Here is a 15910-nt window from a genome sequence, read left to right as displayed (position 1 = left end):
CATTGTTAATTGTCAATTATTATGATTCGCATTACTAAAAAATTCGACTTTGAAGCAGGACACGCGCTCTTTGGCTACGACGGCAAGTGCAAAAACCTCCACGGGCACAGCTATAAACTCTACGTAACGGTGATAGGCGAACCTATCAACAATCCTCATAACGTGAAAAATGGTATGGTTATCGATTTTGGTGACCTCAAACGCATTGTACAGGAGCAAATTATCGATGCTTTCGACCACGCAATGGTATTCAACGAACTCTCTCCTCACAAAGCCTTAGCCGACGAACTCCGCGCCAAGGGGCATCGCATCATCACGGTGCCTTATCAGCCTACCAGCGAAAACCTCGTAACCGACTTTGCTCAGCGTATTGCCTACCAATTGCCCGCCGGAGTAGAACTCTTTTCTATACGCCTTTGCGAAACCGAAAGTTCCTATGCCGAATGGTTTGCATCAGATAATAGTGCGTATTAATAACATAAAAAGAATATATTATGGGACTTATACTATTAATTATAGTACTCATTATTCTTTTGTTTTACAAAAGGAACATCATAAAGCGTTTGCACAATTCATTTGCACAAAATTCATTAAAGGAGAATACTCTGGACTATATTCGGAATAATTGGCAAAAGGTGTGTATTCATGCTGACCATTGCGATGTGATGAATGAAAATACTACCTTCGATTTACATGCAGTAGAAAATAATCGTATGAAAAGCGATCTTGAGGAAACAATGCTTTTTACAGAAGCAATGTTATTTAATAAATTACAGTTAGGAGAAGAAAAAATGAAACTCAGTTATATAAGATGTTACGACAAAAGTAGCTCTCCTGTAAAAGTATATCAAACTACTGTTGCCGATATAGATGCTAGTGTGGCACAAGTAAAGCTGAATGTGCAAGGCTATATCAATGTGTATTACAACCCACAAAACCCCAAGGAAGTTTATGTCGATACCGAGTTCCTACAAAAAGACCTTTCCGAACTAATGAATGTTTCATAATGAAAACAGATTTTACATTACCCTTATTACCACCTCCGTCAGAAATTGAAACCCGAGAAATTCTCAAACAGCTCACCCTCTCTCATAGGCATTTAGCTGAACTGAAAGGGGTAGTAAAAACAATCCCTAATGAGCAAATCCTCATCAATACTCTTTCCTTACAAGAGGCAAAAAGCAGTAGCGAGATTGAAAATATCGTTACCACTCACGACGACCTCTATAAGGAAAACATTATGATTGATACCAACCCAGCCAGTAAAGAGGTACTAAATTATGCCAAAGGCTTGAAAATGGGTTTTGAAATTGTGCGTAATGAACGGTTGTTGCTCAACAAACATATATTGCTCATTCAAGAACAACTCGAAGCAAATAAAGCAGGCTTCAGAACACAAGCCGGTACTAAGCTCATCAATAGCTATAATGAGGTAGTGTATACACCACCACAAGATAAAGATGAGATACTCAACTTAATGGCAAATCTCGAAAAGTTTATCAACGACCCTGAGTTTTCGGAGCTTGACCCACTTACTAAAATGGCTATTATCCATTATCAGTTTGAGAGTATTCACCCTTTTTATGACGGCAATGGTCGTACAGGGCGTATCATCAATATTTTGTATTTGGTATTACAAGGTTTGCTCGACCTGCCAGTGCTTTACCTCAGTCGGTATATCATTCAGCATAAAACTGATTATTACAAAGCTTTGCAAGGAGTAAGAACCAAAAGCGATTGGGAAACACTTATTTTGTATTTACTCAAAGGAGTAGAAGTAACCGCCATTGAAACTATTGAGATGGTACAAAACATCAAAACACTGATGCAACAAACCAAACAACTCTTGCGTAGTGAGCTACCTAAAATATATAGTCAGGATTTACTGAACAACCTCTTCAAAAACCCATATACTAAGATAGAGTTTTTAGCAATAGATTTAGATGTAACTAAACGCACTGCACAAAACTATTTAGATACGATTGCTGAAATAGGGTTACTTAGCAAGTTGAAAGTAGGGAAGTCAAACTATTATATCAACGAAAATTTGATAAAAGTACTCCAAAGAGAAAAAGTATAACGTGGAAAAAAAACGCCATTTTTTGCCACGTTACTAGTAATGTGGAAAAAAAACGCCATTTTTTTCCATATCATATTCTTCATTTATACGAAATGGACTTTTTGTATAAATGATAAATTAAAGAACTAATGTTATCTATAGAATTACCCAAAGATAAAAAGATATACTTCGCCTCCGATAATCACCTCGGAGCGCCCACTGCTGCCGAAAGCAAACCCCGCGAAGCTAAATTTGTGCAATGGCTCAATACAATCAAAGCCGATGCAGGTGCCATATTTCTCCTCGGCGACCTTTTCGACTTTTGGTTTGAGTACAAAACAGTTGTCCCCAAAGGCTTTGTGCGCACTTTGGGCAAGCTCGCCGAACTGCGCGACAGTGGTATTCCTATCTACTTTTTTGTAGGCAACCACGATTTGTGGATGGACGATTATTTCCAAACCGAATTAGGAATCCCTGTATATCGCCGTCCATTAGAAGTAGAATGTGCAGGCAAACGTTTTTTGATAGGGCACGGCGATGGCTTAGGACCAGGTGATAAAGGCTACAAGCGAATGAAAAAAGTCTTTACCAATCCCTTTTGCAAATGGCTCTTCCGCTGGTTACATCCCGATATAGGCGTGCGATTGGCGCAATACCTCTCGGTGAAAAATAAACTCATCTCAGGGGCTGAAGATGTACATTTCTTGGGAGAAGACAATGAATGGTTGGTGCAGTATTGCAAACGCAAACTCGAGACCCAGCATTACGACTATTTTCTCTTTGGTCACCGCCACCTGCCAATGAACATTAGGATAGGGGAGGGGAGTACCTATATCAACACCGGCGACTGGATTCACTACTTTACCTATGCAGTTTTTGACCCCAAAACAGGATTGGAAATAAAGGAATTTACCGATAAGAGTACTTGCTAAAGCTAATAAAATAAAGGTATTAGAAATATTATTTAAAAAAAATCTACATAATAATTTGCAATTATTTAGAAAGTTTCTATTTTTGTGCCCAAAAAGTAAATAAATAAAAATGTTTTTATGAAAAACAAATCACTATTTTTGGGCAGTTTGCTATTAAGTATGATAGCAACCTCTGCAACAGAAGCAAAAACTTCAATTGCTAAAACTCTCTATACTGAGCAATATCAGCAGGAAGAGATAGAAGTAGAAGGGCAGGTGCTCGATGCCGATGGCTCTCCAATGCTAGGAGTGAGCGTAGTAGTAAAAGATACCCATCGCGGGGTCGTTACCGATGAAAACGGACGTTTCTCTCTTCAAGCCGATGAAAACGCCGTACTCGTATTCCGCTTCTTAGGATATCAAACTCAAGAAATTGCTCTAAACGGACGTTCATCTATTACCGTACAGATGAAAGTCTCTACACAAGAACTCAAAGAGGTAACCGTTACTTCTACTGGTATCAAACGGCAAATTAAAGACTTTGCAGGTACCGTAAATGTTATTTCAGCTTCACAAATAAAAGAATTGGCTATTCCCGCAGTAGGCGATGCAGTGCGCTTTATGCCAGGAGTAAACTATATAGACGAAGACGGTCGCGGATTGCGCCCTGGTATTGGATTACGCGGTATGGAGCCCAACCGGAATAGCAATACTCTGGTAGTAATCGATGGTAAAATACCTATCGGGCAAAGCTATTCCGATATGGGAGGTTACTATATGATGCCCGTAGGCGCTATCGAAAGTGTGGAAGTGATAAAAGGTGCTTCACCAGCGCTCTACGGAAGTGGTAGTATAGGTGGGGTAGTGAATATCATCACCAAAAAAGGTGCTGCTCGTCCTTACACTGGCATCAACTTGCAATACGGCAATCACAACGCTTTGAACATAGGTATTGAAACAGTAGGTAATACCAATGAAGGAAATATGAATTACTATGCTGGCTTCCACCGCCGACAAGGTGATGGCTTCAGAAAATCGCGCAGTCGCTATAATGTAAACGACCTTACTGCCAATGTAACAGCAAAAGTAGGCGAGAAAAACGAATGGCGCTTCTTCCTCAATGGTTTTACTGAATATTCCGATACTCCTGGAGGACTCAGTCAAGCACAATGGGAGCAAGACCCTGAGCAATCTGTAAATCCACACGACTTTTTTGAGGCAAGACGCTTTAGTACCGCTATCTCATACAAACGCAGTTTTGATGAAACAAATAGCCTTACTACTTCTATATATGGTAGTTACCTAAAAAGAGACTGGTGGCTCGACAACCGCAATGCCGACCCTACCAAGCGTAAATTCACCTCTGCCTTGCGCGATATCCCTACAGTAGGCTTATTCTCCGACTACGAGCGTACCAATACCCTATTCGGCAAAGAAAACAAACTCTTAGCAGGTATCCGCCTACATACTGATATTACTCACGAAGTATCGGTAGCAGGCGACGAAATGGGTAAAAAAGCAGGCAAGACTACTGCCAATTCCGCTAATACCGTAGCTGTAGTAGAAGGCTATGTGTTTGACGAGTTTCACATCACCGATAAACTTAATATCAACCCTGGGTTGCGCTATACTTTTGTGAATTACGACAAAGAAGATTACTTCCGTAACAATTGGGATAATCGCAATGAAGATGCTTTCATCTATTCATTGGGGTTATTCTATAAATTCTCTGAAAACTACCGCGCTTATGCTACTTATTCTAAAGGTTATAAAATGCCTCAAATACGATTGGCTTTTGAAACCAATGGCGACCTTGATGCCGAAACTTCTAATAACTACGAAATAGGCTTCCGCACCCAGCCTACACAATGGTTAGAAATAGAATTAGCAGCCTATATATTAGACTTCAACCATAAAATATTCCGCGAAAGTGGCTTGCTTAACAACGGAGGAAAAGCCCTACATCGTGGGATAGAAGTAAGTGGTGCTATTTATCCAGTAGAAGGATTAAAACTCTATGGTAATGGTGCTATCCAAAGAGCAACTATAGAATATGGTATGTACAAAGGCAACCGCGTGCCTTATGCACCGCGCTACACCGCTACTGCAGGAGCCAAATACCAATGTGCTATAGGTGAAGGAACGCTCACTACCAACGTATATGGCAACTTTGTAAGCTCACAATTTTCTGATATTAAAAATACTGAAGTAGGTTCAGCTAATGGCAATATAGGTTTGATACCTAAATTTTTCTTGCTCAATGCAACTGCCAATTATAGCTACAAGCAATGGAATTTCAACCTCAATGCCTTGAACCTGCTTAACCGCAAATACTTCACTACCCGCCACAGTGCTTGGGGAGGTATTATGCCAGCAGCAACTATCAGCGTATTAGGAGGTGTAGGCTATCAATTCTAAAACCCTTTGGTAAATAAAATATAAAAAGCTGTTCAACATTTTTGTTGAACAGCTTTTTATTTCTATGGCAAATTTGCGCAACTACTCATTATTTCATAACTTTGCCACAAAATAACACCTAATGAAAAAAATCTTACTCTTTATTCTGTTCTCTATTTTCAGTCTTATAGCTTGTAAAAAAGAGAATAACGAAGAAATTGTTTGCGTATATCCTCCACAATTAAACCCAAAAGCCCTTACAGGTACTTTTTTGCAACTCTTCGGCAAAGATAATTGGAGTGAAGCACAATGGGACGAGTTTCTCACCGAAATCAAAGATGTAGGAATGAACACCCTTATTGTGCAATATACCGCATTCAAAAATGCTTACAACAATATCACTTGGTTCAATTCCGCAAATACATTTACCGCTACCAAAAGCAAACACACCCTTGAACGTGTATTAGCTTCAGCTCAGCGAAAAGGAATAGAGGTGCATATAGGTTTGCATTTTGATGATACTTATTGGCAACATCAAACTGATGTGGCGTGGCTGCAAACACAAGCCAATTATTGTATTGCCATAGCCGAAGAAATACAAGCACAATTTGGCACACACACTGCTTTCAAAGGTTGGTATATCCCGCACGAGCCTGAGCCTAATGCTTATAATACCGATGAGAAAGTACGCCTTTTTAGAGAGCATTTTGTAGATCGCATTTCCAACCGTTTGCACCAATTGAACAACAAACCTGTGTCTATCGCTGCCTTTTGGAATAGCTCACTCTCCACACCCGAGCAGCTGCAACACTTTATGGCAGAATTAGCTAAAAGCAACCTGCAAATTATAATGTTACAAGATGGTGTAGGCGCACAACACGTAACCCTCAACCGACTTGCCAACTATTATGAGGCTGCACAACGCGGACTCTTTGAAGAAAACAAAAACTATAAAGGTGTATTTTGGAGTGATTTAGAAACTTTTGCATCGCCTAATGGTGAGTATCCTTTTGAGCCTGCCACTTTCGATAGGGTAAAACAACAATTGGAAACAGCTCTTTCTATTCCCAAAGTCAGCAAAATAGTATCTTTTCACTATTTTGATGATATGAGCACTAAGAGCCCGCACAAGGCTAAAGCCGATGCCCTAAGAGAAGCCTATAAGAACTATATCAAACATAAAAACGCTCTTTAACCGTAAATATTAATTAACTTTATATGAAACATTATTTTATTTTTACAGTAATTGCATTGGCAATATCCTTTGCCACAGGGTGTAAGAAAGATGATAGCACCCCCGAAAACACAAAAAAAGATATTCCTCACAAGGAGAATATCGCCTATTACAAAACCGATGTGAACGATGTAAGTGCCTATAAAGTGCTTGTCGATCAAACTGTTGCCGAGTACAACATCTTGCTCGTTGCGGTTGATAAATTACCTCAATATCCTAAGGATAAATACAAATATGCTGGGCAAGATTACGCTTGGGCAGAAGGAAAGAGAATTTCTAATGAACTCCTCCAAAATTATAACAATAAAAAGAGCAATATCGATGTAGCTTTAGCTAAGAAAACCTACGAAGATTTATACCAATACGGGGTGGTCTATGCACACATAGAGCTAATGGCACGCCAAGCTGAGGTCTATCGCAAGCAATACCCTACTAATACCGAAATAGAAAACCTTATCAAAGCTACTTTTGATGGTCTATATACAACCCAAGAAGGGAATGAGCACTTTATAAAATCAACCAATGAAGAGATTGTACTCAACTACAATAAAATTATCGATATAGTAAACAAACTAAAATCATAATATAAAATGACAATAGCCATAGGAAACGACCACGCAGGAGTCGATTACAAGAACGCTATCACAGCCTTTTTAAAAAACAAAAACATTGAAGTCCTCAACTTCGGAACCGATACCCCCGAAAGTGTAGACTACCCCGATTTCGGTCACGCGGTAGCCCAAGCTTTAGAACAAGGCAAAGCCGACCTCGGTATCGTGATTTGCGGTAGTGGCAACGGCATTGCAATGACTGCCAACAAGCACCCACACGTGCGTTGTGCTGTATGCTGGACAAAAGAAATTTCAGCCCTTGCTCGCGCCCATAATGATGCCAATGTACTCAGCATTCCCGCCCGCTTCACCGCCATTGAGCAAGCAGTAGAAATCGCCAATACATTCTTAATCACCCCATTTGAAGGCGGTCGACACGAACGCCGTGTAAATAAAATTTAAAATCACATCACACACTTTGGCAAAGTCCTTAGACTTTGCCAAAGTTGATTATTAGTTGATCTCCCAAATAATCAATTACTTTTAGATCACATTATGTAGGGGCGTTTTGTAAACGCCCTTATTTACAAACGCCCATAAGTAGTCCTCCCACCTCCAAGATTCTTTGAGATTTTCCAAGATTCTCCTAAAACTCCACTCCCTCTAAAACCTTCTCAAAAAAAAAAATCTATAAATTATTTGGAAGTATAATAAATAAGCTATATCTTTGTATCGAATTATTCTAAATAATGTGTTTTCGATGAAAAAGATAATGTTTATAGCGTTGATTATTAGCTTCCCTCTGTTATTAAAAGCACAAGAAGTTACCGACTATAATAGTATGAAGGAAACAATCAAGCAGGAAATTCTTCAGGAGTTAAAACAAAAAGATTCTCTTGATAAAGAAAAAGAGAAAAAATCACTCCTCAGTTGGGATAAATTTTCTTTTAGCGGCTATGGAGCAGTAAACTATTACAATTATGGCACTTACGACTCCGATTCACAAATCCGCGACAAGATAGACCCCGAGCGCCTCAATCTATATATAGGGTATCGCTTCAACGATTGGATAAGTATGCGCTCTGAAGTAGAGTTTGAACACGGTGGCACAGGCGCAACTATGGAATACGACGTCCAAGAAGAAGCCGGAGAATTTGAACAAGAAATTGAAGCTGGGGGTGAGGTAAAACTCGAACAAATGTACCTCGATTTCCATCTCCGCCCCTATTTCGGCGTACGTGTAGGACGCGTAAAACTACACCTAAACCTCGCCCAAACCCTCGACCGACCCACTGCTTACTTCACCACCCATAAACTTAATATGGAAAACGAAATCCTCCCCTTAGGATGGTATGAAAACGGACTACAATTATACGGCACTTTCCTCAAAAACTTCAGATACGAACTCTCTTTTACTAACGGACTCGACTCTTCTGGCTTCAGCTCCCGTAACTTCATAAAAGGCGGTCATCAACTCCGTTTTGAAATGGCTAATGCCGATGCTTGGGCTTACTCAGGTAAAATTGATTATCTCTTTGGAAAAAACAAACATACCTTTATAGGTGCTGGATTCTACTACGGTAACTCTAACCCCAATCGTTCCAAAAAAGATATTACTAAAAACGGCTATGTAACCCTCTTCACTGCTCACCTTTCTTACGACGAAGGTCCTTTGCGTTTTAATGCAGCCCTTATTTGGGGAACTGTACAAAACTCCGACCTTATATCAGCTGCTAACCGTCGCTTGTCAAGCACTTTAGGCGTAAAACGTACCAATGTAGGCAAAGAGGCTATGGGTGTATCTTCCGAAATAGGCTATGATATACTCCATCTTTTCCCCACTCTAAACACTCAACAAAAACTATATCCTTTTGTACGTTATGAGTACTACGATACAATGCGAAAAACACAAGGAAACATCATTAGAAGTCCTAAATGGGAACGCAAAGCATTTACCGCTGGTCTCAACTGGTTTATCACCCCTCAAATAGTAGCTAAAGCACATTACGAATGGCGTACCTTAGGTGCTGATTTCTACGATATGACCCAAATAACCCCCGTGTATATGGGTAGAAAAATGAAAGAAAACACTTTCTCTGCTGGTATCGCTTTCTCTTTCTAACTCCTGAACAAGTAACTAATATCTAAATAAATAAGCTATATGAAATCCAAAATCTTAACACTCAGTACAATTGCAGCCCTCTTCTTCATTGGCTGTAACAAAGACGATAACAACGACGACGAACAACAAAAACTTGCTGCTCAAGTAGCTGCTGAACAAGCCGTAATCAACGATGTTGTTAATAATGTAATTGTCCCTACTTATCACGAATTAGATGCCAAAACCAATGCAATGGTTACCGCACTTACCTCTTTAGAAAATAATGCTACCGATGCCAATCTCACAGCAGCACGTGAGGCTTGGAAAGCAGCCCGTACCCCTTGGGAACAATCCGAAGGCTTCCTATATGGACCCGTAAAACTCCCTGAAGACCTTGATGAAGCAATGGATACTTGGCCTGTGGACGTTAATGCTATGAACAATATCATCAACGGAACAGCCTCTATCACCGCCGATGTAATTAAAAGTAACCCCGAAACACGTGGATTCCACCTTATAGAATACCTCATTTGGGGTGAAAATGGCAATGCAACAGCAGCTTCTCTCTCTGCTCGACAAAAAGAATATCTAAAAGCAGCTGCTGAAGATATGAAAAACAATACTGTTGCTGTACTCAACGGATGGACAAAAGGTCAAAAATATGCCGAAGACTTCTACAACGCATCTAAAGGTACCGGTAAATACAAAACAACCACAAATGCTGTATCCGAAATCGCATCAGGCTTATGGCATATAGCCAATGAAGTAGCGGCTGAAAAAATAGCCAATTGTTTCAACGAATCAGGTGACCCTCTATTTGATAAAGAAGAATCTCGCTTTAGCAACAATTCTAAAAAAGACTTCGCCGATAATATCCGAAGTATTCAAAATATCTATTTAGGCAAATACAACGGCAAACAAGGTAAAGGAATTTCTGACCTTATCAAAGCAAAAGACACTGCCCTCGATACCAAACTCAAAAACAAAATACAAGAAGCTATCGACAACCTCGAAGCCATCCCTGGCACTTTCACTCAGGCAATCACCAAAGGAAATGCAGCTGGTAATGCCGCTGTAAAAAAAGCCCAACAAACAGTATTTGAACTACGTGATATGATAGAAAAAGAAGTAAACAAATACTATGCAATCACTAAAGGTTAATCAAAACAACCGCTAATTTTTAAAACGGCAAAGAGAAACTTTTCTCATTGCCGTTTTCCTCATAGTTTAAAAAACTAACATTCCAATGAAAAAAATAATAACCACACTTACCTTTAGTACACTACTATTGATGAGTTGTTCTAAAAGCGACAGCCCCGATTCCGATGAGTATGAAGGGCTCACCCTATTAGACCTCAACGAACGTATCTATGCAGGAGGAGCTACTACTATATTTAGTGAAAATAGCTTAGCCTATAGTGTAGCAGCCCCTAACCTTACTGAAGCTGAAGACGATAAACACACCATTGGCGACCGCGCTTTCGAAACTACTTTTGTAACCAACCCCGCTCCTATCTACGGTGGTTTAGGACCTATCTTCAACAGCAACTCCTGCATCAGCTGCCACCCAGGCGATGGTAGAGCCGCATTTCCTACCGATTTAGAACGCTCACGTGGCTTCTTTATGCGTGTAAGTCTCCCCGGCACCGATGCTCACGGAGGCCCCTTACCCGTTCCTGGTTTCGGAACCCAAGTACAGAACCGAGCCCTCACTGGCTTCCAGCCCGAGGGTAAATACGCTGTAAGCTTTACCGATTCTATCGTCACCTTCCGTGACGGCTCTAAAGTAACCCTTAAAGTACCTCACTACACCCTCAATGGCGTAAGTGCTACCGTACCTCCTAACATCCTCATCTCTCCGCGCACAAGTATGCCCATCTATGGCTTAGGACTCTTAGAAAATATCCCCGAAGCCGATCTCAAAGCCTTAGAAGATGTAAACGATGCAAACAACGACGGCATCTCCGGAAAAATAAACTACGTGTGGGACGGCGTTCACAAAAAAAGAATGGTAGGACGATTTGGATGGAAAGCCAATACCGCCACCCTTTTAGACGAAGCTGCCGGATCTTTCTCAGGCGATTTAGGAGTAACAAACCCTTATTATCCCGTCGAAATAGGTAAAGGGCAAGCTCATTCCGATGACGGCAAAAACGACGACCCCGAAATGAGCAAAGAAATGGTTGATGCTACCGAGTTCTACCTCCAAACATTAGCCGTACCTGCTATGCGTAATGCCCATAAAAAATCAGTGCGTTATGGAGCATATATATTTGAGGGCATTGGTTGTGCCAAATGCCATACTGTAAAGCAACGTACCCTCAATGCTCCCACTCCAGCCCTTGCTAACCAAACCTTCTACCCCTATACCGATATGCTACTCCACGATATGGGACCCGCTCTCGCCGACAACCGTCCCGACTTCTTAGCCAACGGACGTGAATGGCGCACCCGCCCGCTATGGGGAATAGGCTTACAGGAAATAGCCAGTGGGCACACTAATTTCCTCCACGACGGTCGTGCTAAAAACATCACCGAAGCTATTTTGTGGCATGGAGGTGAAAGTGAAAAATCCAAAAAAATATTCCTAAAACTCACCAAAAAAGAACGTGAAGACCTCTTAGAGTTCCTCAATAGCATTTAGAAAAACAGAATCAATAGAAGCTACCCCAGAACCCTAAAATTCACCTTTGTATCGCTACACTTTGGCAAAGTCTAAGGACTTTGCCAAAGTTGATTACCCAGATAATCAATCACTTTGTAGGGGCGTTTTGCAAACGCCCTCCCGCCTCCGAGATTCTCCCAGCTTCTCAGAGATTTTCCCCAAAACTCCCAAATCATTACTAACAATAATTTGCTCAATAGAAAACAATTTAATAACTTTGCCCAAAATAATTTAATGATATGATCCACAAACTATTCCCTGCAGCCCTACTCCTATTAGTAGCCTGCAATCAAACCCCTAACAACGCTAACAGCGAGAAAATGAATTACCCTCAAACCCGTATGGACAACACGGTAGACACCTATTTCGGCACTCAAATCGCCGACCCCTACCGTTGGCTCGAAGACGACCGCTCTGCCGAAACCGCTGAGTGGGTAAAACAACAAAACAACTTCACTTTTGGATATCTATCTAAAATCCCTTACCGACAAGCCATCAAAGAAAAACTCGAAAAACTTTGGAACTACGAGAAAATAGGCGCACCCTTCACCGAAGGCGACTACACCTATTATTATAAGAACAACGGATTGCAAAACCAGTCTGTGCTCTATCGTAAAGATAAAGACGGTAAAGAAGAAGTTTTCTTAGACCCCAATACCTTCTCAAGCGACGGCACCACCTCTTTAGGCGAAGTAGCCTTCTCTGAAGATGGTTCTTTGGTAGCCTATCTCATCTCCGAAGGTGGCAGCGACTGGCGCAAAGGCATCGTCCTCAATGCCAAAACCAAAGAAGTGATAGGCGACACCTTAATAGATATCAAGTTCAGTTCCATTGCTTGGAAAGGCAACGAAGGTTTCTTCTACTCCAGTTATGATAAACCCAAAGGCAGTGAACTATCAGCTAAAACTGATCAGCATAAACTCTACTACCACAAACTTGGCACACCTCAAAAGAACGACCAACTCATATTTGGAGGCACTCCTGCCGAAAAATATCGTTATGTCTCAGGAGCTGTTTCTTTAGATGCTCACTATTTGTTTATTTCAGCAGCAGTAAACACCTCGGGTAACAAACTCTTCTTAAAAGACCTTAAAAATCCCAAAGCTCCTTTGGTAACCATCACCAATAGTTTAGATGCCGATACCCAATTTATCGACAACGAGGGCAAAACTCTTTTCTTTGAAACCAATTTAAATGCCCCTAACGGTCGATTGGTGAAAGCTGAGGTTGCCAAACCACAACCCGAATATTGGCAAGATGTCATCCCCGAAACTAAAAATGTACTCAGTATCAGCGCTACAGGGAAATATTTCTTTGCCCACTATATGGTCGATGCCCTTTCGCAGATAAAACAATATAACTATAAAGGTGAGTTAGTACGCGATGTGAAACTCCCCAGCATAGGTACAGCCGCTGGTTTCCACGCCAAAAAACAAGAAACTCACACCTATTTCACTTTCACTAATTACGCCTATCCAGCTCAAATATACAAAATGGACTTAGCTACAGGGGCTACCGAGCTCTATTGGAAACCCGCTATAGCTTTCGATGCCAACAACTACGAATCCAAACAAGTGTTCTACAATTCTAAAGATGGCACCAAAGTACCAATGATGATCACCTATAAAAAAGGAATCAAACTCAATGGTAAGAACCCCACCTTATTATATGGTTACGGAGGATTCAATGTGAGTTTAATGCCTACTTTCAGTGTTGCCAATGCCGTATGGATGGAACTTGGAGGTGTGTATGCAGTACCCAATTTGCGCGGAGGAGGCGAATATGGCAAACAGTGGCACGATGCCGGCACCAAAATGCAAAAGCAAAACGTGTTCGACGATTTTATAGCAGCTGCCGAATATCTTATAAATCAAAAATACACCTCACCTGAATACCTTGCTATCAAAGGAGGTTCTAACGGTGGATTGCTCATAGGAGCTACAATGTTACAACGCCCCGAACTATTTAAGGTAGCCTTACCAGCAGTAGGCGTGCTTGATATGTTGCGTTACCACACCTTCACTGCGGGTGCTGGCTGGGCTTACGATTATGGTACTGCCGATGATAGTAAAGAAATGTTCGAATACCTAAAAGGATATTCACCTTTGCACAATGTAAAAAAAGGTGTCAGTTACCCTGCAACCCTCATCACCACTGGTGACCACGACGATAGGGTAGTGCCAGCACACAGTTTTAAGTTTGCAGCTGAACTCCAAGCTAAACAAACAGGTAACAACCCTATTTTAATAAGAATAGAAACTAATGCAGGTCACGGTGCCGGAACTCCAGTGAGCAAAACCATAGAGCAAAACGCCGATTTGCAAGCGTTCACCTTATGGAATATGGGAGTAAAAAAGTTAAATTAAAAAGACTCTAATGCAGAAAAAAATAAATTTTTATTTTAATCTTTTTTTACATTTGACACGTTTAGAGCGTGTAAAATGTAAAGGTATTGTTAAATTTTATAGTTTATAGAAATAAATAGTGAATTTTTTTTGCGTGTGTAAAAAAATATGCGTACGTTTGCGCCCTAATTAAATGTGAATTTAAACAATGTTTATGGCAAGAAGAATAATTGTAGTGCTACTTGTGCTTTTAGCAATGTCTGCTTGTAAACGCGGAAGTGGCGATGGCAAGGGAGAGCTCGTAGGAGTAAGAGGTAAGAGCTGGAAGCAGCCTGCCCCTTATGGTATGACGCTCATCCCGAGTGGTTCTTTCATTATGGGTAGCTCCGATGATGATAAAACTGCGAGTTTAAACGCAACGATCAAAACTGTGAGCGTTGGGTCATTCTATATGGATGAAACCGAAATCACAAATAGCGAGTACCGCCAGTTTGTGAATTGGGTACGCGATTCTATTATTCGTACACAATTAGCCGATATGGCTGAACAAACCGGTCAAAGCCAAGGAGGTGGCGGAATAGGTGAATACGCCTATTTGGACGCCAATACCGAAAAAATGAACGCTTGGCAACAGTATCTCCAAAATACTTACGGTGATGACAAAGCGAGAAAACTGAACAAAAAAGTAGCGCTTATTTGGGATGTAAACAAATTCCCAGATGAGTATTACTCTGAAGTAATGGACAAAATGTATTTGCCTGAAGAAGAAGCTTACAACGGCAAACGCATTATGGACGTTCAAAAATTCGAGTTCAAATACCAATGGCTCGATATGGACAAAGCCGCTCGTAAGAGAGGTAACCGTAAAGACTTCATCAAAGAAGAAATCGTGAAAGTATATCCAGATACTACTGTTTGGATTCGCGACTTCAACTATTCTTATAATGAGCCTATGCACAACGACTACTTCTGGCACGAGGCTTATAGCGACTATCCTGTAGTAGGGGTAAGCTGGATTCAAGCTAAAGCATTCTGCGAATGGCGTACCTTGAACAAAAACTCTTACCAAAAATCTAAAGGTGATTACACCGTAAACGCTTTCCGTCTTCCTATTGAATCTGAATGGGAATACGCAGCTCGCGGTGGTCTATCTGGTGCAACCTATCCTTGGGGTGGTCCGTATACTTACGACGATAAAGCTTGCTTCCTTGCGAACTTTAAACCTATGCGAGGCGACTACGCTTCCGATAACGCTCTCTACACCGTAGAAGCTAAATCTTACGAACCTAACGGATATAACCTATATAATATGGCTGGTAACGTATCCGAATGGACTAACACCTCTTACGACCCTAACTCTTACGAGTATATGTCATCTATGAACCCTAACGTACTCGACGATAGCAACCGTCGTAAAGTAATACGCGGTGGTTCTTGGAAAGACGTTGCCTTTATGCTACAAGTAAACACTCGTGATTACGAATATCAAGATTCTGCTCGTAGCTACATCGGATTCCGTACCGTTCAAGACTTTATGGGGGTTAGCGAAAAACAACAAGCTAAATCTGCAAGAGGTTATAGATAATAATCAAATAAAAAAAGTAAAACAAATCAAACTAATTTAACAACATTTATTTAATAATTAAA

General features: G+C 40.8%; 13 protein-coding genes. All 13 read left to right on the top strand.

Annotation, left to right across the window (positions count from 1 at the left end; translation table 11 throughout):
• Positions 1–21: 21 nt before the first annotated feature.
• The 13 genes from CGC57_RS06325 (at position 22) to porK (ending at position 15848) form a co-directional block, all read left to right on the top strand.
• On the top strand, positions 22–474 hold the full coding sequence (locus CGC57_RS06325; RefSeq protein WP_095898436.1) for a 6-pyruvoyl trahydropterin synthase family protein: 453 nt from the start codon (positions 22–24) through the stop codon (positions 472–474).
• 20 nt (positions 475–494) lie between these two features.
• Complete coding sequence (locus CGC57_RS06320; RefSeq protein ID WP_095898435.1) at positions 495–1007, top strand: hypothetical protein; 513 nt, start codon at positions 495–497, stop codon at positions 1005–1007.
• Complete coding sequence (locus CGC57_RS06315) at positions 1007–2080, top strand: Fic family protein (protein WP_095898434.1); 1074 nt, start codon at positions 1007–1009, stop codon at positions 2078–2080. Before CGC57_RS06320 ends, CGC57_RS06315 begins: the two co-directional genes overlap by 1 nt.
• Before the next feature lie 128 nt (positions 2081–2208).
• Positions 2209–2991: a UDP-2,3-diacylglucosamine diphosphatase gene (locus CGC57_RS06310; protein WP_095898433.1), complete on the top strand. Its 783-nt coding sequence runs from the start codon at positions 2209–2211 to the stop codon at positions 2989–2991.
• Positions 2992–3108: 117 nt separating this feature from the next.
• Positions 3109–5388, top strand: a complete 2280-nt coding sequence (locus CGC57_RS06305) for a TonB-dependent receptor (protein WP_095898432.1) — start codon at positions 3109–3111, stop codon at positions 5386–5388.
• A gap of 121 nt (positions 5389–5509) precedes the next feature.
• Entirely contained in the window at positions 5510–6562 is a 1053-nt protein-coding gene (locus CGC57_RS06300) for a DUF4434 domain-containing protein (RefSeq protein WP_095898431.1), read from the top strand.
• A 23-nt stretch (positions 6563–6585) separates the two neighbouring features.
• Entirely contained in the window at positions 6586–7185 is a 600-nt protein-coding gene (locus tag CGC57_RS06295) for a GAG-binding domain-containing protein (RefSeq protein WP_095898430.1), read from the top strand.
• 6 nt (positions 7186–7191) lie between these two features.
• Positions 7192–7614: a ribose 5-phosphate isomerase B gene (rpiB, locus tag CGC57_RS06290; protein ID WP_095898429.1), complete on the top strand. Its 423-nt coding sequence runs from the start codon at positions 7192–7194 to the stop codon at positions 7612–7614.
• A gap of 298 nt (positions 7615–7912) precedes the next feature.
• On the top strand, positions 7913–9274 hold the full coding sequence (locus CGC57_RS06285; RefSeq protein ID WP_095898428.1) for a hypothetical protein: 1362 nt from the start codon (positions 7913–7915) through the stop codon (positions 9272–9274).
• A gap of 39 nt (positions 9275–9313) precedes the next feature.
• Entirely contained in the window at positions 9314–10414 is a 1101-nt protein-coding gene (locus CGC57_RS06280) for an imelysin family protein (RefSeq protein ID WP_095898427.1), read from the top strand.
• An 85-nt stretch (positions 10415–10499) separates the two neighbouring features.
• Positions 10500–11897 carry a di-heme oxidoreductase family protein gene (locus CGC57_RS06275; RefSeq protein ID WP_095898426.1) on the top strand — a complete coding sequence of 466 codons (1398 nt, stop codon included), beginning with the start codon at positions 10500–10502 and terminating at the stop codon, positions 11895–11897.
• 260 nt (positions 11898–12157) lie between these two features.
• Complete coding sequence (locus CGC57_RS06270; RefSeq protein WP_095898425.1) at positions 12158–14284, top strand: prolyl oligopeptidase family serine peptidase; 2127 nt, start codon at positions 12158–12160, stop codon at positions 14282–14284.
• A gap of 187 nt (positions 14285–14471) precedes the next feature.
• A complete protein-coding gene (gene porK, locus CGC57_RS06265; protein WP_040361252.1) occupies positions 14472–15848 on the top strand; it encodes a T9SS ring complex lipoprotein PorK/GldK in 1377 nt (458 codons plus the stop codon).
• Positions 15849–15910: the final 62 nt, after the last annotated feature.

Origin of the sequence: Capnocytophaga sputigena (genome assembly GCF_002302495.1) — a bacterium.
GTDB classification, from domain to species: Bacteria; Bacteroidota; Bacteroidia; order Flavobacteriales; family Flavobacteriaceae; genus Capnocytophaga; species Capnocytophaga sputigena.
This window is presented reverse-complemented; position numbering and strand designations above follow the sequence as displayed.

What these genes read in the sequence shown, in the direction of transcription:
- CGC57_RS06325 (WP_095898436.1), top strand. Translation starts at nt 22, where the DNA reads ATGATTCGCATTACTAAAAAATTCGACTTTGAAGCAGGACACGCGCTC.
- CGC57_RS06320 (WP_095898435.1), top strand. Translation starts at nt 495, where the DNA reads ATGGGACTTATACTATTAATTATAGTACTCATTATTCTTTTGTTTTAC.
- CGC57_RS06315 (WP_095898434.1), top strand. Translation starts at nt 1,007, where the DNA reads ATGAAAACAGATTTTACATTACCCTTATTACCACCTCCGTCAGAAATT.
- CGC57_RS06310 (WP_095898433.1), top strand. Translation starts at nt 2,209, where the DNA reads ATGTTATCTATAGAATTACCCAAAGATAAAAAGATATACTTCGCCTCC.
- CGC57_RS06305 (WP_095898432.1), top strand. Translation starts at nt 3,109, where the DNA reads ATGAAAAACAAATCACTATTTTTGGGCAGTTTGCTATTAAGTATGATA.
- CGC57_RS06300 (WP_095898431.1), top strand. Translation starts at nt 5,510, where the DNA reads ATGAAAAAAATCTTACTCTTTATTCTGTTCTCTATTTTCAGTCTTATA.
- CGC57_RS06295 (WP_095898430.1), top strand. Translation starts at nt 6,586, where the DNA reads ATGAAACATTATTTTATTTTTACAGTAATTGCATTGGCAATATCCTTT.
- rpiB (WP_095898429.1), top strand. Translation starts at nt 7,192, where the DNA reads ATGACAATAGCCATAGGAAACGACCACGCAGGAGTCGATTACAAGAAC.
- CGC57_RS06285 (WP_095898428.1), top strand. Translation starts at nt 7,913, where the DNA reads ATGAAAAAGATAATGTTTATAGCGTTGATTATTAGCTTCCCTCTGTTA.
- CGC57_RS06280 (WP_095898427.1), top strand. Translation starts at nt 9,314, where the DNA reads ATGAAATCCAAAATCTTAACACTCAGTACAATTGCAGCCCTCTTCTTC.
- CGC57_RS06275 (WP_095898426.1), top strand. Translation starts at nt 10,500, where the DNA reads ATGAAAAAAATAATAACCACACTTACCTTTAGTACACTACTATTGATG.
- CGC57_RS06270 (WP_095898425.1), top strand. Translation starts at nt 12,158, where the DNA reads ATGATCCACAAACTATTCCCTGCAGCCCTACTCCTATTAGTAGCCTGC.
- porK (WP_040361252.1), top strand. Translation starts at nt 14,472, where the DNA reads ATGTTTATGGCAAGAAGAATAATTGTAGTGCTACTTGTGCTTTTAGCA.